Source organism: Streptomyces hesseae, from assembly GCF_031845785.1.
Classification (GTDB): domain Bacteria; phylum Actinomycetota; class Actinomycetes; order Streptomycetales; family Streptomycetaceae; genus Streptomyces; species Streptomyces hesseae.
Genome location: NZ_JAVRFI010000030.1, coordinates 23,902 through 45,398, shown reverse-complemented (window position 1 = coordinate 45,398; position 21,497 = coordinate 23,902). Strand labels below are relative to the sequence as shown.

The window sequence follows — 21,497 nt, the reverse complement described above, 5'->3', positions numbered from 1 at the left end:
GGCCCTGCAGGCGTCACAGGCCATCGTCGCGCTTCGCCCATAGCAGCGCATCAGCTGCCGTCTTCAGCAGCCAGTTCCGGTTCATCAGGCCATGGGCAAGGAACTGCCAATCTCGCACAGCCCAAACGTGCGGGACAGGCTCGGGAGAGCCGCCGGAAATCGCCTTCTCGGGCCGCATCCATCACTCCCAGCACGGTACGCCTACACCGATTCCCGCACCGGAATTCGTCACCCGGATCTCCCGAGCCAAGAGCCGCCACCGCCCAAACGGGCATCACCCGGGCTGCCAAGTCTCACGACGAGACTCGGCTCAGGCCCCCGTCGAGAGCTCGGGACGCGCGTCGAGGGCGGTCCGACAGACGGCTTCCTGCACGTCCGTGTAGGCCAGCAGATAGACGACCCGGATGCGCGACGCCGGATGGGCTTCAAAGTAGCTCATGGTGGCCGCCAGCAGGGTGTCCACGGTGCAGTGCAGATCGCTGTTGCCTCCGCCGGTTCCCAGCAGTGGCACGACGACCGAGCGCAATGGCTCCCCAGCCTCGGCAAGCCGGTCAACCTCAGCCAGGATATTGCGGGCGCACCGCGCCAGGTCCATCACCTGACGGTAGCCCGAGCCGGGTTCCCCCTCGACCGCGGCAACATGCACGATCTTCCGAACCTGATGGCTCTCCAGCAGCTCGCCCGGCCCGGTGACCAGCACCTGGCCCGCCGACACGTACTGCCGCCCGTCCATCCGCTCGGCGAGTTCCTTAGCGATGACGTCGTCGACCATATGCCCAGCGTCATCCCGGCGCCCCCCGTGGTAGCGGATCGCAGCGGAGACAGTCGGCTCGTCGACGCGGGACATCTCCATGCGTGTGTTCTCTGGATTGACCCACACGTCGACGCCGAGCACATTCGCAAGATTTCCGGTAACCACGCCGATACGGTGCCGCCTACTGCCGCGCAGGGGGACCTCGTACCGGGTGGACTGCGCGAGCGGGCGCTGGCCTTCCCTCGTAGGATCCTCGGCTGCCAACTGCCGCCGCAGAGCCGTGTTCTCGCGCTGGGCCTTCTTCAACTGGGCAGTCAGTTCATCCCGTCGGCGGGTCTTCGCGAGCCAAGTGAAAGAGATCAACATGAAGAAGGCGGCGAAACCCGCCGCACCGCTGAGGCCGAACCCCAACGCCCTGCCCTCCGTCAGCGAAGCCGGAAAGATCGAGAACAGGAAGAGCGCCGCAGCGAGCGAGTACAGGAGGACGGAAGGGAGTTGAAGGGCGTACTGCCGTTCGGCTCGGTTCGGCGCGGACGACCAGATCTGCAGAGCGATGCCGGTGACGGTGAGGATCGCCGTGATGGCGAGCTGCAACGGACTCAATGGTGGCGTCCCCTCCGCCTCGGACCGACACGAGCCAATCATAAGTCCCTCCGCCCTCTGGGGTGTTCCGCGCACTCAAGCCGTTCAGAGGTGGCTTGAAATCATTCGTGTGGCGGAGGAGATGCACCTCCCCAGTCGCAGTGGTTGGATCGGTTCATGGGTCCTATCGACTTCGGTGATATCACCGACCTCAAGATCCGCCTCCAGGTCTTGGCCGAGGAGGCCGATCGTCGCCTTGTCACCGTGTTCGGTTCGGGGATCAGCAGCGAGGTCCTCCCCGGCGTCCCCCAGCTCACGGACATCTTCCGAGACCATGTGCCGAAGGCAGGCCTGGCCCGGTTCGACGCGACCGTCGCAGACGCCCCAGACCCCGGCGTCAGATACCAGAGCGCGGCAGCAGTTTTGACCAGGCAAGCAGGTGAGCACACAGTCATGCGGGCGATCCGGACGGCTGTGCTCCAGGCATGCCCCGACGTGCCTGAGAAGGACGTGGCGGAGGTTGCTCGGGACGAGGAGCGCTGCCGGGAGCACGCAAGGACGGGGAACTGGCTCATTCCTCGCGGGTACCAGCGGTTCGCTCAGTTCTTCGCATCGCTGAGCGGGCGGGTACGGGGCCCGATCATCACCACGAACTTCGACCCGCTGATCGAGATCGCCCTCGGCCAGGCTGGTGTTCCCGCAGTCCCCATCCCCATCCCGACCGACACCACCCCCACAATGCAGCAGCTGCAGGAAGTCAACGCCCAGCCCGTGCTGCACATCCACGGCTACTGGACCGGCTTGGCGACGAGCAACGTCCCGACGAGGATCACCTCCGACCGCCCCGGACTGGACGATCTGCTGAGGAGGCTACTCACTAACTCGGTCGTACTCGTCGTGGGCTACAGCGGGTGGCTCGACGGCTTCATGAGGGGCCTGCGCAGCCAGGTCCTCAACAACAAGGCTGACCTGCTGGAGGCCGAGGTTCTCTGGGCCGCGTATGAGACGGATGCCGCCGCTGTGACGAGCGGCGTTATCGGTGACTTCGTGGAGGCACCCGGCTTCAGCCTCTACCTCGGCGTCGACGGACACGAGCTGTTCACCGACAAGCTGGAGCGGCACGAGGCGGAAACCGAGGAGACCTCTTCTCCCTACGGGTACTCGCGAGTGCCGCGCATTTTGGCCGACTCGGCCTCGTACCAGCCAGGGGCCTTCGCAGAGGGCAGCCAGCCGGTGTGGGCGGACGCCGCGCCTGGCTGCTGGCCTGTCCTCAGCTCAACGGTCTCCCTGGAGCAGAAGGTGGTCGAGTGCCTACGGGTCGGCGGTGGCGGCGGCGCGGTGGCCATCGGCCCGCTCGGCGAGGGCAAGTCCCTGGCCCTGCGCCAAGTGGCGCACGCGGTGGCGGGCTCACGACCGGAGTGGAACGCGCTGTGGCGGGAACCGGGCGCGCCGGTGTTGACCAAAGAGTGGCTGAACGACGTTCGTGCGGCCGGGAAGACCCTGATCTGCGTCGACGAGGCCGACCTGATCATGGACGACATGGTGTCCACGAAGGACGTCTGGGCGGCGGAGGGGTCAGGCATCGCTTTTCTGCTTGCCAGTCACGACCGGCTGTGGTGGCAGGGCGCTGGTTCGACACTGCGACCGTGGATCGATGACGTTCTGTTCCACGGCATCACCGACGGCGACGCCAGGAACATCGCCCTTACCTGGCAGGAGCTTGGGCTGCTGCCAGGCGGGAGCCCAGAGGTCGAGACCGTCGCGGAGCGGCTCACGACGTCGGCCGGCGTCATGGCCGCTGAGAGCAACACGCTCTTCGGAGCGGTTCTCGACGTCCGGTACGGGGCGGATCTGGGCGCCCGTGTGGAGGATCTGGTGCGCAAGCTGCACGAGATCAAACTGACCGACTCCGTCGACCTTGGCGACGTCTTCGGGGGCATCTGCGTGATGCAGCACGCGCTAGACAAGGACGGCAACCGCGGCAAGGGGGCAAGCAGGTCGGTGATCGCGGCCATGGCGGGGCTCGACCCCGCCTTCGCCGACGGAAAGATCCTTCAGACGCTCGGTCGGGAGGCTGCAGTGACTTTTGCCGGCAACCGCGTCTACTGTCGGCACCCGTCGATTGCCGCGACGGTGGTCGACTACCTGCATCAGGAGGGAACCGCCGAGAAGGTCTACGAACTTGTGGGCCAGGCCGGCGGGATGCGCTTGGTAAGGAAGGCTGCGACGCTCGAGGGCTATCGCGACGCCTACTTGCTGTCTCGCTCCCTGTCAGCGCCCGAGTCGGTGTGGGCGGCCAGAGGGGCGGTGAAGGGCACCGGCCAGCAGGTCCTGGAGTCACGGGTGTCTCTACTGCGGGCGCTCCGCCTGGAGAGGGAGCAGCGGACTGGTGCCTTCGCCAGGGGACTCGCGCCTCGGCTGAAGACCTACGACGACTACCACGGGGCCGTCAGGGCGTTCCTGGTGGAGTTCTCGATCTCGCTCCGAGACGAAGGGGAGCCCCAGACGTCGGCCGGTCTGGCGGCGCTCGCGCTGGACGACGGGGTCGGCTATTCGCTCGTCGAGGACCGGGCGGGCTACGCGCTGGTGAGCCTCGCCAAGTCGGCTGCCGCCCTGTACGCCCAGACTGGTGACGTGGCCACCAAGGAGGCCCCCGCCCTCTGCGCCATCCTGTTGGAACGCGTCCGCGGCAAGGAGAACGCTTCTAAGTACCTCAGTCGGTACCGCCCCCCAGCACACCACGAGCTACGGCAGCTGTCGACGGGCAAGCTGTGCGGCCGGCTCGCTACGACATTCGACAAGGCCGCTGCGCAGGCTATCCGCGCGACCAAGGTCGATTTGGAGACACATGGGGTACTGTCCTTCGACACCCTGCGCCGCCTAGCGGACCACTCCCGCTGGTCGGCCAGCTGGTAACCCGCACGCGCTCCTAAACGCGGCCGAAGTTGGCGCCTCGGGCGCGACGCAATTGCACCTGAGCGTCGCCCCAGACAGCCCCCAAAGGAGCGGAACCGAGCGGCCCAGGACCACGTTGCTCGGTCGGAGGCTGGCAGGGGCCGAAACTGGTCTGGTTGCATTTCTGGTTGCATTCGGCTCCGTACAGGGCCAGCCGAACGAAGGCCGTCAAAACGCTCCGCCGCAGGTCAGGTCACACATGACCCCAGACGGACAGCCGTACGAACATTTGGAAAGCGTGTTGGGGGCAACCCCTCACGAGTTCGAATCTCGTATCCTCCGCCAGTGCCTCACCGGGCACTAACCGAAGGCCCCGACCGGGAAACCGGCCGGGGCCTTCGGCGTTCCCCGGTCGCGGTTTGTGTTGCGGTTGCGCTCACGCGGGAGTCGGCGGATGTGAACCAGCCCCTAGCGATACGGGCCGGGGGTATGGTCCGATCGCAGAGCCGAGGCCGTCTCGCCGGTCCCGGCAACTGAGCGATCGCGAAGGAAGAGACCACAGCGGTGATGAGCACGGGACAGTCGCGCAGACGGGCACTCGCCCGGCTGCCGGCCGTGTGCGCCGTCCTGCTCGGGCTCTTCCTCATGCACGGGGCCCCGGCCTCGGCGGCCACCGGCTGCCACGCGGCCATGGAGGAGCAGCACGTCACCGCTCCCGCCGAGCACGCTGCACACGGTGAGCACAGGACGGTTGCCGGAATGGCCCCGGCCGCGTCCCGCTCTTCCACACACATGGACTCGCAGGCCGTCACCGGCGAACACGGAACCCTGTGCGTGGCGACAGCGGCACGTGACCGCTTCCCGCTGCCGACGATCTGGCTCCTGGCCGCCGCGGCTTTCGCGGGCCTGGCCGCCTGGGGCCTCGTGCGGCGGCGGATGGCGGCAGGGGGCGCGGGACGCCGCGGTCCGCCCGATGGCGGGCGCGCCCTCCTGCTGAGGAAGTGCGTAGCGCGGAACTGACAGGCACCTCGCCCACGCCCGTGATGCGGGCATCGGGCCACGTGTCCTGATCAACCGCGCGCTCATACGGCGCGCACGCCCCGAAAGATTCGTGTGATGTCGTTCACTTCTCGTCTCTCTCCCCGTCGTCTCTCCTCCCGTCGTCGCACCCTGGCGGCGGCCAGTACGGCCGTCGTTCTCGCGGTGACGCTGGCGGCCTGCGGATCGTCCAAGGACTCCGACTCGTCCATGCCCGGCATGGACCACGGCTCCAAGCCCTCCGCCTCGGCCTCCTCGGCCGGCATGAACCACGACCACGGTTCGATGCCCGGCATGGACCACGGCAGCATGGGCGACGGCCTGGCCGACACCAAGGACGGCTACAAGCTGACCTCCACCGCCACCGAGCTGCCCGCCGGCAAGGAAACCGCGTACAAGTTCCGGATCGCCGGTCCGGACGGCAAGCCGGTGACCGCCTTCGCGGTCGACCAGACCAAGCGGATGCACTTCTACGCCGTCCGCGCGGACCTCACCGGCTTCCAGCACCTGCACCCGTCCATGGCCGACGACGGCACCTGGACCGCCGACCTCGCGGCCCTCGAGCCGGGCACCTGGCGCACCTACGCCTCGTTCACCCCGGACAACGGCCCTGGCAAGGGCGCGGACTTCGTCCTCAGCCGCACGGTCACCGTCCCCGGTGACGCCGAGAAGACCCCGCTGCCACAGGCCACCACCAGCACCGAGGTCGACGGCTACACGGTCACGGTCAAGGGCGTGCTGATGGCCGGGATGGCGCACCCCGCGACGGTGAGCATCGGCAAGGACGGCAAGCCCGTCACCGATCTCCAGCCCTACCTGGACACCTACGCGCACCTGACCGCCTTCCACGAGGGCGACCAGGCGTTCGCGCACCTGCACCCGGAGACGAAGGTCGAGGGTGATCACGGCGGGCCGGACCTGTCGTTCCAGGCCATGCTGCCCAAGGCGGGCAACTGGCGGATGTTCCTGCAGTTCCAGACCGGCGGCAAGCTCCACACCGCCGCGCTGACCCTGAACGTCAGCTGACGTACCCATGGGGCGGCACCACGGTGCCGCCCCATACCGGGGTCAGGGCGTGGCCGTCGCGGACGGCGAACCGGTGCCCAGCATCTTGCGCATCCGGGCGATCTCGGCGGTCTGCGAGGTGACGATGCTGCCGGCCATCTCCTTGGCCGGGCCGTAAGCGCCTTGCCGCTTCTCCGTGTTCGCCATGTCGACCGCGCCCTCGTGGTGCTTGATCATCATGGTCAGGAACATGGTGTCGAAGGCGTTGCCGGTGGCACCCTTGAGCTGGTCCATGTCGTGGTCGCTCATCATGCCCATGCCGGGCGTCGCGGACGCGTTCCCGTGGCCCATGCCGCCCATGCCCTGGGGGACCTGTTCGCCCCAGGACTTCAGCCAGGTCGTCATGGTCTCGATCTCCGGCGTCTGCGCCTTCTTGATTTTCTGCGCGAGGGCTTTCACGTCGCTGGACGAGGCGTGTTCTTGCGCCATATCGGCCATGACGATGGCCTGACGGTGGTGCGGGATCATCCCTTGCGCGAAGGCGACGTCGGCCTGGTTGTGCTGCCCTGCCGGCACTGAGGCCGACGCGGACGCGGTGGGGCCGGCCTTGGTGACCGACGTGCTGGGCGAGCCGCCGCCCTTACTGCCGTCGCCGCCGCAGCCGGTCACGACGAGGGCTGCCGTGGCTACAGCGGCGAGCATGGCCACACGGTGGGACGGGCAGCGGCGGATGCTCATGACGCGGACTCCTGAAGCCTGAGAGTGGGGCCGGCCCACTGATTGAGAGCGGCTGGCGGGCAGCGGCGTGCTTCAGGCCGCTCCCGTGATCGTGTCGTCAGTCGTAGCGGCGTGGGGTGACGATGGAGGGGTCTTTGTAGGTTTTCGGGATGCCCAGCTTCTCGGGGTCGCACCAGGGGCGGATCAGGTTTTCCTGCCCGGTGACTTCGTTGAGCGTGTGCCCTGTCGACCACGGCTCGATATTGGCGTTGAGTTCCGGGTCCGCTTCGAGGCTGCCGTAGACGTGGTCGGGCTGGAGCCGTTCGGGGTGATCTGGCTGCAGCTGCCACAAGGCGAACAACCGGTCCACGTTTGAGTGCAGCAGGAAGACGAACGGGTCGCGGAAGGCGATGTGCTGGTTGCCCATGTTCACGAAGCCGTGCATCTTGTTGTGGCTGTCCTCGAGCAGGACCGCCATCTGGGCGAAGTCCCCGGCGGCCAGCACAGCCTGATCCCGGGCCGCGGTGATGGGCGAACCGTTGACCTGTCTGTTGACCGCCCGTGGCTTGTCCGCAGGGTTGTTGTTCGGGTCGAAGGCGTTGTCGGAGCGGAACGGGTTCGCCTGCGGGTCGTAGAACCCCGCAGCTTGCCACGGCTGACCGATGGGCTGGAGGACTTGCCCGCCGTAGCCCATGAAGTCGGGAGTGAAGAGATTCAAGGTCCCGGCCTGGCCGTTGCCGAGGTTGGCGTTCGGGATGTTCCGGGGGTCCTGCGCCCAGTCCCAGTAATGCAGGGACAGCCGCGGGTCGATCACGCGCAGCTGGTCTTCACACCGGTTGACGATCTCCCGGTGCCACGGCAGGAACTCGGGGCCGCCATGGACGTGCGTGACCTTATGGATCTCGTCCTGTTTGAACCACCAGGTCACGCCCCCAGGAACAGCGTCGTCTCGTTTGCCGTCCCACCGCGGCGTGTTCATCTTCAAAAAGGCGTTGCGCAGCAGGGTGCGTTCTTCGGGGGCGACGGTGGCGATGTTCCGGCGAATGCCGTCTCCCAGGGGCATGGCCACTCCTCACGTGCCGCCGGTCCCCCTGCTGTCTCTTCTGCAGTGCCGCAGGCTGTCTCAGCCCACTGTGGCCGCAGGAGGTCGCAGTGGCGACTTCGACGGGCCGAATGGGGGCGGAGCACGAGCGTCCGCTCAGGCGCTCGATTCCGCATCTTCCGGAATACCCCCTGGGGGTATATCGTTGCGGTCAGCAGGAGGCGCCGGGAACCCGACCCGGCCCCTCTCGGAAGACCTGCGCATTCGCGCACCCGACGACGTGAAGGAAGCAGCCATGACCTCGCAGACGAACTCCGGCTCCTGCTGCACCCCCGGCGGCTCCTGCGGCAGCTCCGCGGCCGCCGACGTGCAGGTCGGCGTCACCACCGTCTACAAGGTGACCGGCATGACCTGCGGCCACTGCGAGGGCTCGATCTCGCAGGAGGTTTCCGCCCTGGCCGGCGTGACCTCCGTCAAGGCCGTGGCCGCCACCGGGCTGGTGACCGTCACCTCCACCGGCCCGCTGGACGACGAGGCCGTGCGCGCCGCCGTGGACGAGGCGGGCTACGAGCTCGCCGGCCGCGCCTGAGGCACCCCGGATACCCCCACCCCGTACACAGTTCCCGGTACCGCCGGATCGTGCCGCTCCACTGATATGGACGCCCGCAGCTCCGGCCCTCCTCCAGGAGACTCCGTATGACCAGCACCGCTCTCGAGAAGGCCCCGGCAACCGCCGCGCCCGCCGCCTCCGAAGTCGAACTTTCCATCGGTGGCATGACCTGCGCGTCCTGCGCGGCGCGCATCGAGAAGAAGCTCAACCGCATGGAAGGCGTCACGGCCACGGTCAACTTCGCCACCGAGAAGGCGAAGGTCTCCTACGGGCCGGAGACCGGGATAGCCGACCTCATCGCCACCGTGGAGAAGACCGGCTACACGGCGCAGGAGCCGCCGAAGCCGGTGGCGGCGACGGAGACGGGCCGGCCGGAAGCCGCCGAGGCGGCCGACGGTGGGGAGACCGGAGCCCTGCGGCAGCGGCTGCTGGTGTCGCTGGTGCTGTCAGTGCCGGTGGTGCTGATGGCGATGGTGCCGGCCCTGCAGTTCGACAACTGGCAGTGGCTGTCCCTGACACTGGCCGCGCCGGTGGTGGTGTGGGGCGCGCTGCCCTTCCACAAGGCGGCGTGGACCAACGCCCGGCACGGGGCCGCCACCATGGACACCCTCGTGTCGATCGGTACGCTCGCCGCGCTCGGCTGGTCGCTGTGGGCGCTGTTCTTCGGCCACGCGGGGATGCCGGGCATGCGCCACGGCTTCGACTTCGCCGTTTCCCGCACGGACGGCTCCTCCTCCATCTACCTGGAGGCCGCCGCCGGTGTCACCGCCTTCATCCTGGCCGGGCGTTATCTGGAGGCGAAGTCCAAGCGCAAGGCCGGCGCGGCCCTGCGGGCGCTGCTGGAGCTGGGCGCCAAGGACGTGGCCGTCCTGCGCGACGGACGCGAAGTCCGCATCCCTGTAGCGGAACTGGCGGCCGGCGACCTGTTCGTCGTACGCCCCGGCGAGAAGATCGCCACCGACGGCACGGTCACCGAGGGCGGTTCGGCCGTCGACGCCTCCATGCTGACCGGCGAGTCCGTGCCCGTGGACGTCACCGTGGGCGACGCCGTCACCGGCGCCACCGTCAACGTCTCCGGCCGCCTGGTCGTCCGGGCCACCCGCGTCGGCGCCGACACCCAGCTCGCCCGTATGGCCCGGCTCGTGGAGGACGCGCAGAACGGCAAGGCCGCCGTCCAGCGCCTGGCCGACCGCATCTCCGGGATCTTCGTCCCCGTCGTCCTGCTGATCGCCCTCGGCACGCTGCTGACGTGGCTGTTCGTGACCGGCGACGCCACCGCCGCATTCACCGCCGCCGTGGCCGTGCTGATCATCGCCTGCCCCTGCGCCCTGGGCCTGGCCACCCCGACCGCCCTCATGGTCGGCACCGGCCGCGGCGCCCAGCTCGGCATCCTCATCAAGGGCCCCGAAGTCCTGGAGTCCACGCGCCGCGTCGACACCGTCGTCCTGGACAAGACCGGCACCGTCACCACCGGCCGCATGGCCCTGCACGAGGTCATCACCGCCCCCGGCGTCTCCGAGCAGGACCTGCTCCGCCTGGCCGGCGCCCTGGAGCACGCCTCCGAGCACCCCATCGCCCGCGCCATCGCCGACGGCGCCGCCGAGCGCACCGGCAGCCTGCCCGTACCGGAGAGCTTCGAGAACATCGCCGGGCTGGGCGTGCAGGGAGTCGTGGAGGGTCACGCGGTCCTCGTCGGGCGGGAGAAGCTGCTCTCGGAGTGGGTGATCGAGCTGCCCGCCGAGCTGGCAGCGGCCAAGGCGACCGCCGAGGCCGAGGGCCGTACCGCCGTCGCCGTCGCCTGGGACGGCAAGGCCCGCGGCGTCCTCACCGTGGCCGACGCCATCAAGGACACCAGCGCCCGGGCCGTCGCCGAGCTGCGCCGCCTCGGCCTGACCCCGGTCCTGCTGACCGGTGACAACAAGGCCGTCGCCGAGAGCGTCGCCCGCGAGGTCGGCATCGACGAGGTCATCGCCGAGGTCCTCCCCCAGGACAAGGTCGACGTCGTCAAGCGCCTCCAGGCCGAGGGCCGTTCGGTCGCCATGGTCGGCGACGGCGTCAACGACGCGGCCGCCCTGGCCACCGCCGACCTCGGCCTGGCCATGGGCACCGGCACCGACGCGGCCATCGAGGCCGGCGACCTCACCCTCGTACGGGGCGACCTGCTGGTGGCCGCCGATGCGATCCGGCTCTCCCGCCGCACCCTCGGCACCATCAAGGGCAACCTCTTCTGGGCCTTCGGCTACAACATCGCCGCCCTCCCCCTCGCGGCCGCCGGCATGCTCAACCCGATGATCGCCGGAGCGGCCATGGCCTTCTCCTCCGTCTTCGTCGTCACCAACAGCCTCCGGCTCCGCCGCTTCAGCTGAGCCATACGACGCGAGACTTCATGAACCGGCCAGGGGCCGGGTCCGGTGATCGCCGGACCCGGCCCCTGGCCGACTTGGCGCCTCAATGGCTATGCCGCAGCGCCGTCCCCGTACCTCTCAGGGCACCGGGCACGGTCCGCCGTCTGCGCACACGCTTCCGCGAAGGCCGCCGTCACAGCGTCCCGAACACTTCCATCTTGGTAATGGTTTCCGTTTTCAGATAGCGTGACGGCACGTACCGACGACGGAGGTCCCGTTCCCATGGCCGTGCCCAAGCGGAAGATGTCCCGCTCCAACACCCGACACCGCCGCGCCCAGTGGAAGGCGAGCACGCCCCAGCTGGTGCCCGTCACCGTGGAAGGCGCCGTGCACCTGGTGCCGCAGCGCCTGGTGAAGGCGTACGAGCGCGGGCTGCTGCACCCGGAGGGCTGACGGCCATGGCTGATCGACGGCTGCCGGTGACCGTCCTGTCCGGCTTCCTCGGAGCGGGCAAGACGACCTTGCTCAACCACGTCCTCGCCAACCGCGACGGGCTGCGCGTCGCCGTGATCGTCAACGACATGAGCGAGATCAACATCGACGCCGCGCTGGTGCGGGGCGGAGAAGGCGCCTTGTCGCGGACCGAGGAGCGGCTGGTCGAGATGACCAACGGCTGCATCTGCTGCACGCTGCGGGACGATCTCCTCGAAGAAGTGGACCGGCTGGCCCGCGAAGGCCGCTTCGACTACCTGCTCATCGAGTCGAGCGGGATCTCCGAACCGATGCCCGTCGCCGCCACCTTCGCCTTCCCCCGGGACGACGGCGCGACGCTGAGCGACCTCGCCCGGCTCGACACCATGGTCACCGTCGTGGACGCCGCGAACTTCCTCCCCGAGCTCGGGGGCGGCGACGGCCTGGTGGAGCGCGGCCTCGACCAGTACGAGGACGACGAGCGGACGGTGAGCGATCTTCTGATGGACCAGGTCGAGTTCGCCGATGTCATCGTGGTCAACAAGCTCGATCTGGTGGACGCGGCGGATGCCGAACGGCTCCGGGCGGCGCTCGCCCGTCTCAATCCGGCCGCCCGCATCGTGCCGGCCGAGCACGGCCGGGTGGACGCGGCAGCAATCCTCGGCACCGGTCTCTTCGACCTGGAGCGTGCCCAGCAGGCGCCCGGGTGGGTCATGGAGCTCAACGGCGACCACACCCCCGAGACCGAGGAGTACGGCATCTCCTCGGTGGTCTTCCGCGCCGAGCGGGCCTTCCACCCGGAACGGCTGTGGAGGTTCGTCACCGAGGAGCTCGACTCCGGGGCGTACGGCCACGTGCTGCGCTCCAAGGGGTTCTTCTGGCTGGCCGGGCGTGACCGGGTGACAGGGCTGTGGTCGCAGGCCGGAGCCGTGGCCCGGTTCGAGCCCGCCGGCGTCCGAGAGCACGGCGGTCAGGGGCAGGAGCTCGCCTTCATCGGCACGGAGCTGCGCCCGGAGACGCTGCGGCAGGCGCTGTCCGCCTGCCTTGTACGGCCGGACGAGGCGGGGACGTCCTGGGCCGACCCCTTCCCCGCCTGGGACGCTCACGGGCTGGACGACGCCGCGTGCGAGCACGCCCACGGCCTGGCGGAAGCCCGGGCGTGAGTGCCCGAGCATGAGTGCCCGGGCGTGAGGCCGGACGTCAGCCGTCCCGCCGGGGGTGACCCGGCGGGGCGGCACTCTGCGAGGCGGCGCCGGCATCCGTCCCGTCATCGTTCATAGGCGCAGGAGGACCACACCGACTACGTCCACGACGGGCACTGGGACGACCACTGACCTTCAGGGTCTTCGTTCCTGATCCGCCTTCCGGCCGCAGTCCGGGCAGACGCCGGAGAGCTCGACGGCGTGCCGGACGTCGGCGAACCCGGAGGTCCGGGCGATCCGGTCCGCCCATTTCTCCACCGGGCCCGACTCGACGGGCAGGCTGACTCCGCACTCGGTGCAGATCAGGTAGTGGCGGTGGTCGGGGCCGGGGCGGTGACGGAAGAGCCGCTCGCCGTTGGTGTCGCGGACGACGTCCGCACGGCCGGCCCCGGCCAGCGCGGTGAGGGTGCGGTAGACCGTGGAGAGACCGACGGGCGAGCCTCCGGCCACAAGCCGCTTGTGCAGGGCCTGCGCGCTGATGAAACCTTCCGCCACAACAAGGGCCCCCAGCACGACGGCGCGTTGTTGTGTGGCGCGGCCGATCGGCGCCATGTCGTGCACGGTTGCCCGCTGTCGGTCGTCTGCCATCGCGGTGCTCCTCCGCTAGTACCTCTCGTACCTCTCGTGGCTCAGCAAGTACGCGGGACAGGGCGCCGTATGAGGAAAGTCGCGGCGTAGACGGTAGTGGCTGTGGCCATGATGGCGAAGCTCGGCGGCATCTGCGGCACCGTGTACGAGGCGAACAATCCCGCCCACATCTCCGTCACCCCGAGGCCGACGGAGAGGGCGAGCGCCCGGTAGGGGCGGTCGGTCAGCCGGATCGCGGCTCCGGCGGGGGCGGCGAGCAGGCCGAGCAGCAGCAGGGAGCCGACCGCCTGGGTGGCCTCGGCGGCGCTGGCCCCGGCCACGGCGAGGAACCCGTAACCGAGCAGCCGGACCGGGACGCCACGGGCCGCGGCCACGGCTTCGTCCACCGTGGCGAACAGCAGCGGGCGGGCGGCGACCAGCATCACCAGGCAGACACCGGCGGCCAGCAGGGCAGCAGTCGCCGCGTGTGCCGCGGAAATGCCGAAGATCGAACCGAACAGGACGCTGACCCCGGCCGAGCCGTCGGCCGTGCTGCGGGAGGTCGTGTAGAGGGTGACGAAGAACGCGCCCAGGCCCAGCACCCAGGAGAAGACACTCCCTATGACCACGTCGTCCGGGCGGGCCCGGCGGCCGAGCGCGCCGAAGAGCAGCGCGCCGGCGACCGTCGCGGCCAGCAGCCCCAGGCGCAGGTCGCCGCCGAAGGCGAGCGCGGCCATGGCGCCGGTGAAGGCGACGTGGCTGAGCGCGTCGGCGGTGAAGACCTGGGCCCGCAGCACGAGGAAGTAGCCGACCAACCCGCAGGCGGCCGCTATCAACGTTCCGGCCAGCACGGCGTGTTGGAAGAACGGCTGAGACAACGGCGAGGAGGACAACAGGGCGGTCATGCGGCGACTCCCCTGGACGACAGGGACCCGTGCAGTGCGCGCACGCCCAAGGTGAGGACGTATCCGGAGAAGGCGAACGAGGTCACGAAGAAGCCCAGCGGGTAGGGCGCGTAATAGGCGGCGATCAGCCCCATCCAGATGGCCGTGAGCGAGAACAGCACGGCCAGGGCGAGGCTCACGGCCGGGCGGGCGGTAACGGCTCGGGCGGTGGCGGCGGGCATCACCATCAGGGCGAAGACCAGCAGAGTCCCGGTGATCTGGCTCGCCTCGGCGGTCGCCGCCCCGAGCAGCACCAGGAAGACGACCGAAAGCGCCCGCACCGGAACACCACGCGCCGCGGCGACCCGCGGATCGACGGAGGCGAACAGCAACGGCCGGCCGATGAGCGCCAGCACCGCGAGTACGGCGATGCCCACGCAGAGCAGGACGGTCACCTGGGTGGTGGTGATGCCGAGGAAGGTGCCGAACAGAATCGCCTGCGGCCCCTCCAGCAATCCCCTGTACAGGGCGATGAAGAGAAAACCGCAGGCGAGGAGGAACGCCTGGACGGTCCCGGTCAACGCGGACTCCTCGCCGTCGCCACCGCCCCGGACGGCCGCGATGACCAGGGCCGCGGCGACGCAGAGCGTGAAGTACCCGTAGGCCGCGCCGAATCCGAGCAGCACGGCCCCGGCGGCACCCGGGAACGCGACGGCGGAGACGGTGTGGGCCGCGAACGTCTGCCGCCGCAGGACCACGAACCACCCGGTGACCGCCGCGACCACGGCCACGATCGCCCCGGCGCGGAAGGCGTTGACCATGAACGGGTACGACCACATCTGCTGAAAGTCCGCCACGATGTTCCACGACCAGGACGGCGGGATGACGTCAGCCGACAGCGGCATGACCACCTCCGGTCGTCTCCGGCCGGCCGACCACGACCAGCCGCCCGTCGGAGGCCCGCAGCACCTCCACGCGTGCTCCGTAGAGCCGCGTCAGAGTGGTGGAGGTGATGACCTCCTCCGGCGTTCCGGTGGCAGACCCGCCCTCGGCCAGGTACAGCACCGTGTCGAGGTGGTGCAGTATCGGGTTCACGTCGTGGGCCACCATCACCACGGCCACACTCTCCCGATGGCAGATGCGCCCTATCAGCGCGGCCACCCCGCCCTGGTGGGACAGGTCCAGGCTGTCCAACGGCTCGTCCAACAGCAGCAATTGCGGACGGCGGACAAGGGCCTGGGCGATGAGCAGGCGCTGCTGCTCGCCGCCGGAGCACTGCCCGATGGGCCGGTGCGCGTACGTACTCGCCCCGACCAGCTCGACGACCTCGTCCACGCGTGCGCGGGCGGCCCGGCGACGCGGGCCCGGGAGCGGCAGCGGAACGCCCCAGCGGTCGCCGTCCAGACCCATGCGGACGACGTCGATGCCGCGAATGCGCATCGAGGCGTCGAAGCTGCGACGCTGCGGCAGATATCCGATGCGGTGATTGGCCTGGCCGGGACGGGATCCGAGGATCCGTACCTCGCCCGCGGCGACGGGCGCGGCGCCGAGCAGCATCTTGACGAGGGTGGACTTGCCGGCCCCGTTCGGGCCGAGGACGGCGGTGAACTCCCCCGCCCGGACCGTGAGGTCGACTCCGGACCACAAGGTGCGGCCGCCCGCCCGCGCGGCGGCGCCGCGCAGTTCGAGCACGGGGCCGCGTTCCCCCTTCGGGGCGGGCAGACGCGGCCCGCCCAGCGCAGTCGCCCGGTCCATGACCCGGCTCATCGCCCGGTGGCCTTGGCCAGCGCCTGTTCGATGCCCTGGAGTTGGCTGGTCTGCCACTGCTGGAAGGTGGCGTCGGCCGGGGCGAGGGTCTCGGTGACGGTGGCGACGGGGATGCCGGCGTCCTTGGCCTCCTTGACCTGTGCCTGCACGTCCGGGGTCGAGTTCTGGGAGTTGTAGACGTAGATCTTGATCTGCTTGTTCTTGATCTGGTCGTCGATGACGGCCTTGTCCTTGGCCGTGGGGTCGGTGCCCTCGCTCATCGCCCCGAGGAACGTCTCGGGGGTGAGCATCTTCAGTCCCAGGCCCTCGGCGAGCGGGGTGACGATGGACTCCGAGGCACCGATGGGCGTGCCCTGATACCTGCCCTTGATATCCGATATGAGCTTGTCGTAGGCGGCCAGGTCCTTGGCTTCGAAGTCCTTCTTGCGCTGGTCGAAGTAGGCGGCATCGGCCGGGTCGGCCTTCTTGAAGTCCTCGGTGATCTTGTCGATCACCTTGTGGACGTCGGCCGGCGCGTACCAGCGGTGCGGGTTGCCGCCGGGTTTGACGCCGACCAGGTCGCCGACCTTGAGCTCGGCGCGTCCGCTGCCCGGGTTGGCGGCGAGGAGCTTGTCGGCCCACGTGTCGTAGCCGACGCCGTTGACGATCGCGTACTGGGCGCCGGCGACCGCACGGGCGTCGGCGGCGGTCGGCTCGTAGTCGTGCGGGTCGGCGTCGGGGTTCGCGATGATGCTGGTGACGTGGACGTGATCGCCGCCGAGTTGCGCGGCGATGCTCCCCCAGAAGTTCTCGGCCGCCACCACCTGGATCGCCTTGCCCGAACCGTGGCCGCTCGAGTCCGACGCGCCACCGCTCGCCTTCGAGCCGGAGGGAGACGAGGTCGAACAGGCGGTGGCGGTCACGGCCGTCAGGGCCGCCACCGCTGCGACGAGGGCGGTTCGTGTGGATGGTCGCGGAAATCGGGACGGGGCGGCGGTGGGCATGGGGGGCTCCTTCGGACGGTGCCGGTGTCGCTGGGGCCCGCTCCGGCGTGCGGGACTCACTCACGAACGTAGATGGGAATGATTTTCATATCAACTACAGATGAAAACCGTTGCCATCCTTTGACCGGAGTACAACCATCCGGGCTAGCGCCAGAAAGCCCCCTCCGCCCGCGTTGCGGCGGGGCGGAGGGGGCTTTCACGGGCGGTGGCCGGAGAGACGGGGGTGCCCGGTCATCAGTGGGCTCTCTCCGGGGGCACCGCCTGGGGTGGTGGATCAGGGGTTCGTGGATCAGGAATCTGTGATCAGGGGTTTGTGATCAGGGGTTTGTGATCAGGGGTTCGTCGTGGCGGGCGGGGTCGGGGCGTGGGTCTGCGGCGGGGTCGCCGGTGGGGTCGAGCGCATGTTGCGGGCGCGTTCCAGGGAGCAGATCTGCATGCCGAAGGAGCGGAGCCGCCACATCTTTCCCGACGTGCCCTTGATCTCGTCGACGCTCGGGTAGCCCTTCTCGTCGTGGGCGACGTTGTTGAGGGCGTAGATCTTGCCGTCGGGCGCCGTGAAGGTGATGGCGAAGCCGCTGTACGGCGTCGTGTTGCAGGCCACCTTGCCCTTGTCGGGCTTGAGCGGCCACGCGGCGCCGAACTGGTCGGAGGTGACCGCCTGCGGGTTGCTCTCGGCGCCCGGCCACTTCAGGACGGCGTCGCGCTCCTCGGAGCAGCCCGTGACGAGTACGGCGCCGGCCAGCACCCCGGCCGCCAGGGCCAGCGCGCGGACCCTCGTCCCGCGAGTACGAGTGATCATGAGTTTCCCGCCGCCTTTCGTGCCGCGTGAGTGATGCCGAAGGTGAGGAGAGCGATGGCCGCGACGCTGATGGGGACGGTGACGAACATGCGGTGCAGGTCGAGGTAGTTCGCCCAGGAGTAGGGGATCACCGGCCACAGCGTCTGCTGCATGGTGGTGCCGCCGACCAGCACGCCGACGAGGATCCCGATGATCCCGACCACCACGGCCACCGCCTGCGACGTGCGCATGGCCAGCCACAGGCTGAACGAGGTGAGCATGCCGCCGACCGCCGCGCCGGTGACCGCGAGGGGCCAGGCGTGACCGGCCGGGATGCCCGCCACCAGATAGACGAGGGCGATGACCAGGGACATCGCGACCGCGATGCCGACCGTTATGCCCGTGAGCGCGAGGGCCGGCCTGGCCGCGCCGGTGGAGCGGGCGGCGACCGCCCGCCAGCCCTGGCCGACGGCGCTCCACGCCACCAGGCCCAGCACCAGCGTGCCGATGGGCAGGATCAGCAGCGTGAACAGCTGGATGCTCACGTTCGGGTCGTGCCAGGACAGCCACAGGGCGATCAGCCCGACCGCGGCCGGGCACATCCACGTCAGCGACGTGCCGCGCAGCATGCCGGCCACGGCCGGCAGGACGCGGGGAGCACCCGGGCGGATGTCCGGTGCGGCGGCAGCCGCGGACGGTGCCGCACCGGCGGCCCGCGTCGGCGTCGTACGGTGCTTGGCGGTCTGCGTAGCGGTACGAGGCAGGTGCAGCTGCGGCAGCAAGAGGAACGGTACGGCCAGCAGCGCGCCCAGGATCGTGGGCGGCCACGGGGAGGCTTCGGCGAGCGCGGAGTGGGCCTCCAGGGCCACGCCGTTGGCGTGGGTGCCGATCAGCGGCAGCGCGCCGCGGTCCAGCCAGGTGAACGGCAGGGCCGCCCAGGACGCGGACTCGGCGTTCACGACGGCCAGCATCGTCCAGGCGAAGCCCACGCCGAGCACGACCGACCACGGCGTCTGCCGGGCCACCCAAAGGAGCAGTGCCAGCATGCCGAGTTGCGACAGCCAGGGCACCACGACGGCCTCGACCGCACGGTCCAGGGGGACCCGTTGCGCGGAGTTCATCAGCCCGACGATCAGCAGCGGGGTGACGCCGCCCAGCACGTTGAGCAGGAGTGACCGCAGGGCCAGGACGCCGAACCGGCTCATGTGCCGGTAGAGCGGGTTCACGGGCCGGTACCAGGTGGATCCGCCACGGGCGGTGTCGTCGACGCGGGTGGCGGTGGCCACCAGCAGCGCGGTGAGCATGGGGCCGACGAACATCGCCCACAGGTTCTGGTAGCCGAGGACGTCGTGCCAGGTCTTGCCCGTCCCGGCCTGGGCGGACCCGGTCGAGACGTACAACGCGGTGTTCACCAGCCCGAACGCCAGCCCGCCCAGGGGCAGATACGTCACGGCGCTGCGCCGCCAGATGGCGAATTCCGCGCGGAGCGTGGCGGGCAGGCCCGGTACGGGGGACGGGGGCAGGGCGGTGGTCATGACGTCATCGCCCCTGCCCCGTGCCCGGCGCCGGTCAGGGTGAAGTAGGCGCGCTCCAGGTCGCCGTCGGGCGCGAGGTCGGCGAGCGGGCCCTGGTAGCGGAGGCGGCCCTGGGCGATGAGGCCGATGTCGTCGGCGACGGAGGCGACCTCGCCCAGCAGGTGGCTGGAGAGCACGATGGTGCGGCCGGTGTCGGTGAAGCGGCGCAGCGTCGTGCGCAGCGCGGCGATGCCTTCCGGGTCGAGGCCGTTCTGCGGTTCGTCGAGGATGAGGACGTCCGGGTTGCCCAGCATGGCGATGGCCAGGGCGAGGCGGCCCTTCATGCCGGTGGAGAAGCTCTTGGCCTTCTTGCGGTCCGAGGCGTTCAGCTCGACCGAGGCCAGCACCCGGTCGACCTCGGCCTCCGGGACGCCGAGGAGGTGGCCGTGGACCATGAGGTTCTGGCGGGCGGACAGATGGCCGTAGAAGCTGGGGCCGTTGATGCTCGCCCCGATGCGGGACAGCGCGGGCCTGTTCCACGACTGCCCGAACAGCCGTACTTCCCCGGCGCTGGGGGGTAACAGGCCCAGGATCATCTTCAGGGTGGTGGACTTGCCGGCACCGTTGGGGCCGAGCAGGCCGTAGATCCGGCCCGGTCGCACGGTGAGGTCGACGGAGTCGACCGCTGTCGAGCGCCGGAACGCCTTGGACAGGCCCCTGGTCTCGATCACCGGTGTGCCCCCGGTGGGCATCTCCGGAATCGCCGCCGAGTACATGATCTCTCCCTTCTGCTACATGGCGTAGCACTTGTGAGTGTGGGGATGCCCCACCACACACGTGATTTCTTTTACGACAAGCTCAAGTCTTCGGAGGAATCAGCGGAAATCGCCGCCACAATCGCCGTCACAGCAGGATGCTCACTGCGCTCACCAGCACCCCCGTCGCTATCCGCACCGGCCACGCCTGCCACGCCGGCATCACCCGCGGCGGCGCCGCCAACGCCCGCGCGCGGTGGGCGAGTTCGATCCCGGGGTCGAGGAATCCGGTGCTGGCACCCGTGGCCGACAGATCCGGGCGGCCCGGCCGGGCCTTGGCCTCTATCTGCGCGCACAGCGCCTTCGCCACAGCAGCGGCGCCGTCGGCCTCACGGGCGTTCTGGTCGGCCCACAGCTCGGCGGTGAGCCGCACTTCGGCGAGGACCGCCTTCCGGCCGGGAATCCACCACCACGACCGCAGGGCACAGGTGGCCAGGAAGATCCACAGGGGGTGATACGCCCCCGCGTGGGCGCGCTCGTGCTCGATGATCGCGGAGGCGTCCGAGGAGTCCGCCACCGCGGAGCCGAGGATGATCCGGGGCCGTACCAGGCCGACCGTGCTCGCCAGGCCCTGCTCGGCCTGGCCCTCGCCGTGCACGATCCACACATCGCCGCACTGCTGCGGCGCGAGCAACGCGACCGTACGCCCCGTGCGCGCCACCTGGATCGCCCCGGCGACGAACGACACGGCGATCGAGGCCAGCGGCACGACCGACGCGGCGAGCATCAGCTGCGCCCCCAGGGCCTGCAGCACATGCTGTCCGTCGATGCCCGTGATGCCATTGCTGATGCCCCAGGCCATCGGCGCCCGCCACGGCAGCGCGTCGCGCAGCGGACTGTGCGGCATATAGGGAACGGCCGTCGCCAGCAAGGGCGTCACCGCGAGCCCCACCGCGAGGGCGAAACGCTCCCGGGCCGGTAACCGCGCCGACAGCCGCCGCAGCGCGTGCCACAGCCCGACGGCGACCAGGGGGCACCACCAGGCGAGCAGCACCTGTGGGTAGCCCAGCCAGCTCATATTCACGCGGATACCCCCGCCGTGCCCTCGGATTCGTCCTTGCCGGAACCGGTTCCGGAACCCATTCCGGAACCGGTGCCGGACGGATCGGCGATGCCGGCCAGCAGCGCGCGTACCTGCGCGAGCTGATCGGCATCGCCGCTCACCGTCCGGACGAAGTTCGCCACGGCGAGGTCCCCGAAGCCGTCGACCACCTGGCGCACCTGCTCGGCCGCCACGCGCTGCTCGACCTCGCGCCGGGTGGAGCTCGGCCAGTACACGTACTGGCGGCCCTCCTTGCGGCGGGCCAGCAGCTCCTTGACCACCAGGCGCTCCATCACCGTCTTGACGGTGGTGTACGCCTGGCCGCCGTCGAGCCGCCGGGCGCAGGCGCTCACATCCAGCTCGCCCGACGACCACATGACATCCAGGATCGCCAGCTCAAGCGGCCCGAAGTGCCCTGCCAGGCCCTGGCCCCGAGAACCTCTCCACGCTGACATGCTACGCACCATAGCAGTTCATGGCACGCGT

The 21,497-nt window shown here is 69.7% G+C and carries 21 protein-coding genes; 7 read left to right on the top strand and 14 right to left on the bottom strand.

What is annotated here, in order from left to right; all coding sequences use genetic code 11:
* Positions 1-13: 13 nt before the first annotated feature.
* Both RM609_RS30635 and RM609_RS30630 read right to left on the bottom strand, forming a co-directional pair.
* Positions 14-178, bottom strand: coding sequence for a hypothetical protein (locus RM609_RS30635; protein WP_311615249.1), 165 nt, complete (start codon positions 176-178; stop codon positions 14-16).
* A gap of 132 nt (positions 179-310) precedes the next feature.
* Positions 311-1,348 carry a macro domain-containing protein gene (locus RM609_RS30630; protein WP_311615247.1) on the bottom strand — a complete coding sequence of 346 codons (1,038 nt, stop codon included), beginning with the start codon at positions 1,346-1,348 and terminating at the stop codon, positions 311-313.
* 165 nt (positions 1,349-1,513) lie between these two features.
* On the opposite strand from RM609_RS30630, the gene RM609_RS30625 reads away from it, so the two are divergent.
* The 3 genes from RM609_RS30625 to RM609_RS30615 all read left to right on the top strand — a co-directional run bounded on the left by RM609_RS30625 (position 1,514) and on the right by RM609_RS30615 (position 6,295).
* A complete protein-coding gene (locus tag RM609_RS30625; protein ID WP_311615245.1) occupies positions 1,514-4,252 on the top strand; it encodes a P-loop NTPase in 2,739 nt (912 codons plus the stop codon).
* A 546-nt stretch (positions 4,253-4,798) separates the two neighbouring features.
* Positions 4,799-5,251, top strand: coding sequence for a DUF6153 family protein (locus RM609_RS30620; protein WP_311615243.1), 453 nt, complete (start codon positions 4,799-4,801; stop codon positions 5,249-5,251).
* 96 nt (positions 5,252-5,347) lie between these two features.
* Positions 5,348-6,295 carry a DUF8832 domain-containing protein gene (locus RM609_RS30615; RefSeq protein ID WP_311615241.1) on the top strand — a complete coding sequence of 316 codons (948 nt, stop codon included), beginning with the start codon at positions 5,348-5,350 and terminating at the stop codon, positions 6,293-6,295.
* 42 nt (positions 6,296-6,337) lie between these two features.
* Here the strand turns inward: RM609_RS30615 and RM609_RS30610 are convergent, their stop codons facing one another.
* Both RM609_RS30610 and RM609_RS30605 read right to left on the bottom strand, forming a co-directional pair.
* Entirely contained in the window at positions 6,338-7,012 is a 675-nt protein-coding gene (locus RM609_RS30610; RefSeq protein WP_311615239.1) for a DUF305 domain-containing protein, read from the bottom strand.
* 97 nt (positions 7,013-7,109) lie between these two features.
* Positions 7,110-8,054, bottom strand: coding sequence for a tyrosinase family protein (locus tag RM609_RS30605; RefSeq protein ID WP_311615236.1), 945 nt, complete (start codon positions 8,052-8,054; stop codon positions 7,110-7,112).
* Between the two features lie 274 nt (positions 8,055-8,328).
* Between RM609_RS30605 and RM609_RS30600 the strand changes: the two genes are divergently transcribed.
* The 4 genes from RM609_RS30600 (at position 8,329) to RM609_RS30585 (ending at position 12,622) form a co-directional block, all read left to right on the top strand.
* Entirely contained in the window at positions 8,329-8,622 is a 294-nt protein-coding gene (locus RM609_RS30600) for a heavy-metal-associated domain-containing protein (RefSeq protein WP_311615234.1), read from the top strand.
* A 107-nt stretch (positions 8,623-8,729) separates the two neighbouring features.
* Entirely contained in the window at positions 8,730-11,009 is a 2,280-nt protein-coding gene (locus RM609_RS30595) for a heavy metal translocating P-type ATPase (RefSeq protein WP_311615232.1), read from the top strand.
* A gap of 261 nt (positions 11,010-11,270) precedes the next feature.
* Positions 11,271-11,441: a 50S ribosomal protein L32 gene (gene rpmF / locus RM609_RS30590; protein WP_311615230.1), complete on the top strand. Its 171-nt coding sequence runs from the start codon at positions 11,271-11,273 to the stop codon at positions 11,439-11,441.
* 5 nt (positions 11,442-11,446) lie between these two features.
* Positions 11,447-12,622, top strand: a complete 1,176-nt coding sequence (locus tag RM609_RS30585; protein ID WP_311615228.1) for a GTP-binding protein — start codon at positions 11,447-11,449, stop codon at positions 12,620-12,622.
* 174 nt (positions 12,623-12,796) lie between these two features.
* Here the strand turns inward: RM609_RS30585 and RM609_RS30580 are convergent, their stop codons facing one another.
* The 10 genes from RM609_RS30580 to RM609_RS30535 form a co-directional block, all read right to left on the bottom strand.
* Positions 12,797-13,249 (bottom strand): Fur family transcriptional regulator, encoded by a 453-nt coding sequence (locus RM609_RS30580; protein WP_311615226.1) that lies wholly within the window; start codon positions 13,247-13,249, stop codon positions 12,797-12,799.
* A 41-nt stretch (positions 13,250-13,290) separates the two neighbouring features.
* Positions 13,291-14,133, bottom strand: coding sequence for a metal ABC transporter permease (locus RM609_RS30575; RefSeq protein WP_311615225.1), 843 nt, complete (start codon positions 14,131-14,133; stop codon positions 13,291-13,293).
* A complete protein-coding gene (locus tag RM609_RS30570) occupies positions 14,130-15,017 on the bottom strand; it encodes a metal ABC transporter permease (RefSeq protein WP_311615224.1) in 888 nt (295 codons plus the stop codon). The genes RM609_RS30575 and RM609_RS30570 overlap by 4 nt, the downstream gene beginning before the upstream one ends.
* Positions 15,001-15,867 (bottom strand): metal ABC transporter ATP-binding protein, encoded by an 867-nt coding sequence (locus tag RM609_RS30565; protein ID WP_311615222.1) that lies wholly within the window; start codon positions 15,865-15,867, stop codon positions 15,001-15,003. Before RM609_RS30565 ends, RM609_RS30570 begins: the two co-directional genes overlap by 17 nt.
* Before the next feature lie 8 nt (positions 15,868-15,875).
* Positions 15,876-16,862, bottom strand: a complete 987-nt coding sequence (locus tag RM609_RS30560) for a metal ABC transporter solute-binding protein, Zn/Mn family (RefSeq protein WP_311615221.1) — start codon at positions 16,860-16,862, stop codon at positions 15,876-15,878.
* Positions 16,863-17,193: 331 nt separating this feature from the next.
* Positions 17,194-17,661: a hypothetical protein gene (locus RM609_RS30555; RefSeq protein WP_311615219.1), complete on the bottom strand. Its 468-nt coding sequence runs from the start codon at positions 17,659-17,661 to the stop codon at positions 17,194-17,196.
* A complete protein-coding gene (locus RM609_RS30550; RefSeq protein ID WP_311615218.1) occupies positions 17,658-19,175 on the bottom strand; it encodes an ABC-2 family transporter permease in 1,518 nt (505 codons plus the stop codon). Before RM609_RS30550 ends, RM609_RS30555 begins: the two co-directional genes overlap by 4 nt.
* Entirely contained in the window at positions 19,172-19,930 is a 759-nt protein-coding gene (locus RM609_RS30545) for an ABC transporter ATP-binding protein (RefSeq protein WP_311615216.1), read from the bottom strand. The genes RM609_RS30550 and RM609_RS30545 overlap by 4 nt, the downstream gene beginning before the upstream one ends.
* 127 nt (positions 19,931-20,057) lie before the next feature.
* On the bottom strand, positions 20,058-20,987 hold the full coding sequence (locus tag RM609_RS30540) for a M48 family metalloprotease (RefSeq protein ID WP_311615214.1): 930 nt from the start codon (positions 20,985-20,987) through the stop codon (positions 20,058-20,060).
* A gap of 2 nt (positions 20,988-20,989) precedes the next feature.
* On the bottom strand, positions 20,990-21,466 hold the full coding sequence (locus tag RM609_RS30535) for a BlaI/MecI/CopY family transcriptional regulator (RefSeq protein ID WP_311615212.1): 477 nt from the start codon (positions 21,464-21,466) through the stop codon (positions 20,990-20,992).
* Positions 21,467-21,497 lie beyond the last annotated feature (31 nt).

Excerpts from the sequence above, each read along its gene's own strand:
- RM609_RS30635 (WP_311615249.1), bottom strand. The coding sequence starts at position 178 with ATGCGGCCCGAGAAGGCGATTTCCGGCGGCTCTCCCGAGCCTGTCCCG.
- RM609_RS30625 (WP_311615245.1), top strand. The coding sequence starts at position 1,514 with ATGGGTCCTATCGACTTCGGTGATATCACCGACCTCAAGATCCGCCTC.
- RM609_RS30620 (WP_311615243.1), top strand. The coding sequence starts at position 4,799 with ATGAGCACGGGACAGTCGCGCAGACGGGCACTCGCCCGGCTGCCGGCC.
- RM609_RS30615 (WP_311615241.1), top strand. The coding sequence starts at position 5,348 with ATGTCGTTCACTTCTCGTCTCTCTCCCCGTCGTCTCTCCTCCCGTCGT.
- RM609_RS30610 (WP_311615239.1), bottom strand. The coding sequence starts at position 7,012 with ATGAGCATCCGCCGCTGCCCGTCCCACCGTGTGGCCATGCTCGCCGCT.
- RM609_RS30605 (WP_311615236.1), bottom strand. The coding sequence starts at position 8,054 with ATGCCCCTGGGAGACGGCATTCGCCGGAACATCGCCACCGTCGCCCCC.
- RM609_RS30600 (WP_311615234.1), top strand. The coding sequence starts at position 8,329 with ATGACCTCGCAGACGAACTCCGGCTCCTGCTGCACCCCCGGCGGCTCC.
- RM609_RS30595 (WP_311615232.1), top strand. The coding sequence starts at position 8,730 with ATGACCAGCACCGCTCTCGAGAAGGCCCCGGCAACCGCCGCGCCCGCC.
- rpmF (WP_311615230.1), top strand. The coding sequence starts at position 11,271 with ATGGCCGTGCCCAAGCGGAAGATGTCCCGCTCCAACACCCGACACCGC.
- RM609_RS30585 (WP_311615228.1), top strand. The coding sequence starts at position 11,447 with ATGGCTGATCGACGGCTGCCGGTGACCGTCCTGTCCGGCTTCCTCGGA.
- RM609_RS30580 (WP_311615226.1), bottom strand. The coding sequence starts at position 13,249 with ATGGCAGACGACCGACAGCGGGCAACCGTGCACGACATGGCGCCGATC.
- RM609_RS30575 (WP_311615225.1), bottom strand. The coding sequence starts at position 14,133 with ATGACCGCCCTGTTGTCCTCCTCGCCGTTGTCTCAGCCGTTCTTCCAA.
- RM609_RS30570 (WP_311615224.1), bottom strand. The coding sequence starts at position 15,017 with ATGCCGCTGTCGGCTGACGTCATCCCGCCGTCCTGGTCGTGGAACATC.
- RM609_RS30565 (WP_311615222.1), bottom strand. The coding sequence starts at position 15,867 with ATGGACCGGGCGACTGCGCTGGGCGGGCCGCGTCTGCCCGCCCCGAAG.
- RM609_RS30560 (WP_311615221.1), bottom strand. The coding sequence starts at position 16,862 with ATGCCCACCGCCGCCCCGTCCCGATTTCCGCGACCATCCACACGAACC.
- RM609_RS30555 (WP_311615219.1), bottom strand. The coding sequence starts at position 17,661 with ATGATCACTCGTACTCGCGGGACGAGGGTCCGCGCGCTGGCCCTGGCG.
- RM609_RS30550 (WP_311615218.1), bottom strand. The coding sequence starts at position 19,175 with ATGACCACCGCCCTGCCCCCGTCCCCCGTACCGGGCCTGCCCGCCACG.
- RM609_RS30545 (WP_311615216.1), bottom strand. The coding sequence starts at position 19,930 with ATGTACTCGGCGGCGATTCCGGAGATGCCCACCGGGGGCACACCGGTG.
- RM609_RS30540 (WP_311615214.1), bottom strand. The coding sequence starts at position 20,987 with ATGAGCTGGCTGGGCTACCCACAGGTGCTGCTCGCCTGGTGGTGCCCC.
- RM609_RS30535 (WP_311615212.1), bottom strand. The coding sequence starts at position 21,466 with ATGTCAGCGTGGAGAGGTTCTCGGGGCCAGGGCCTGGCAGGGCACTTC.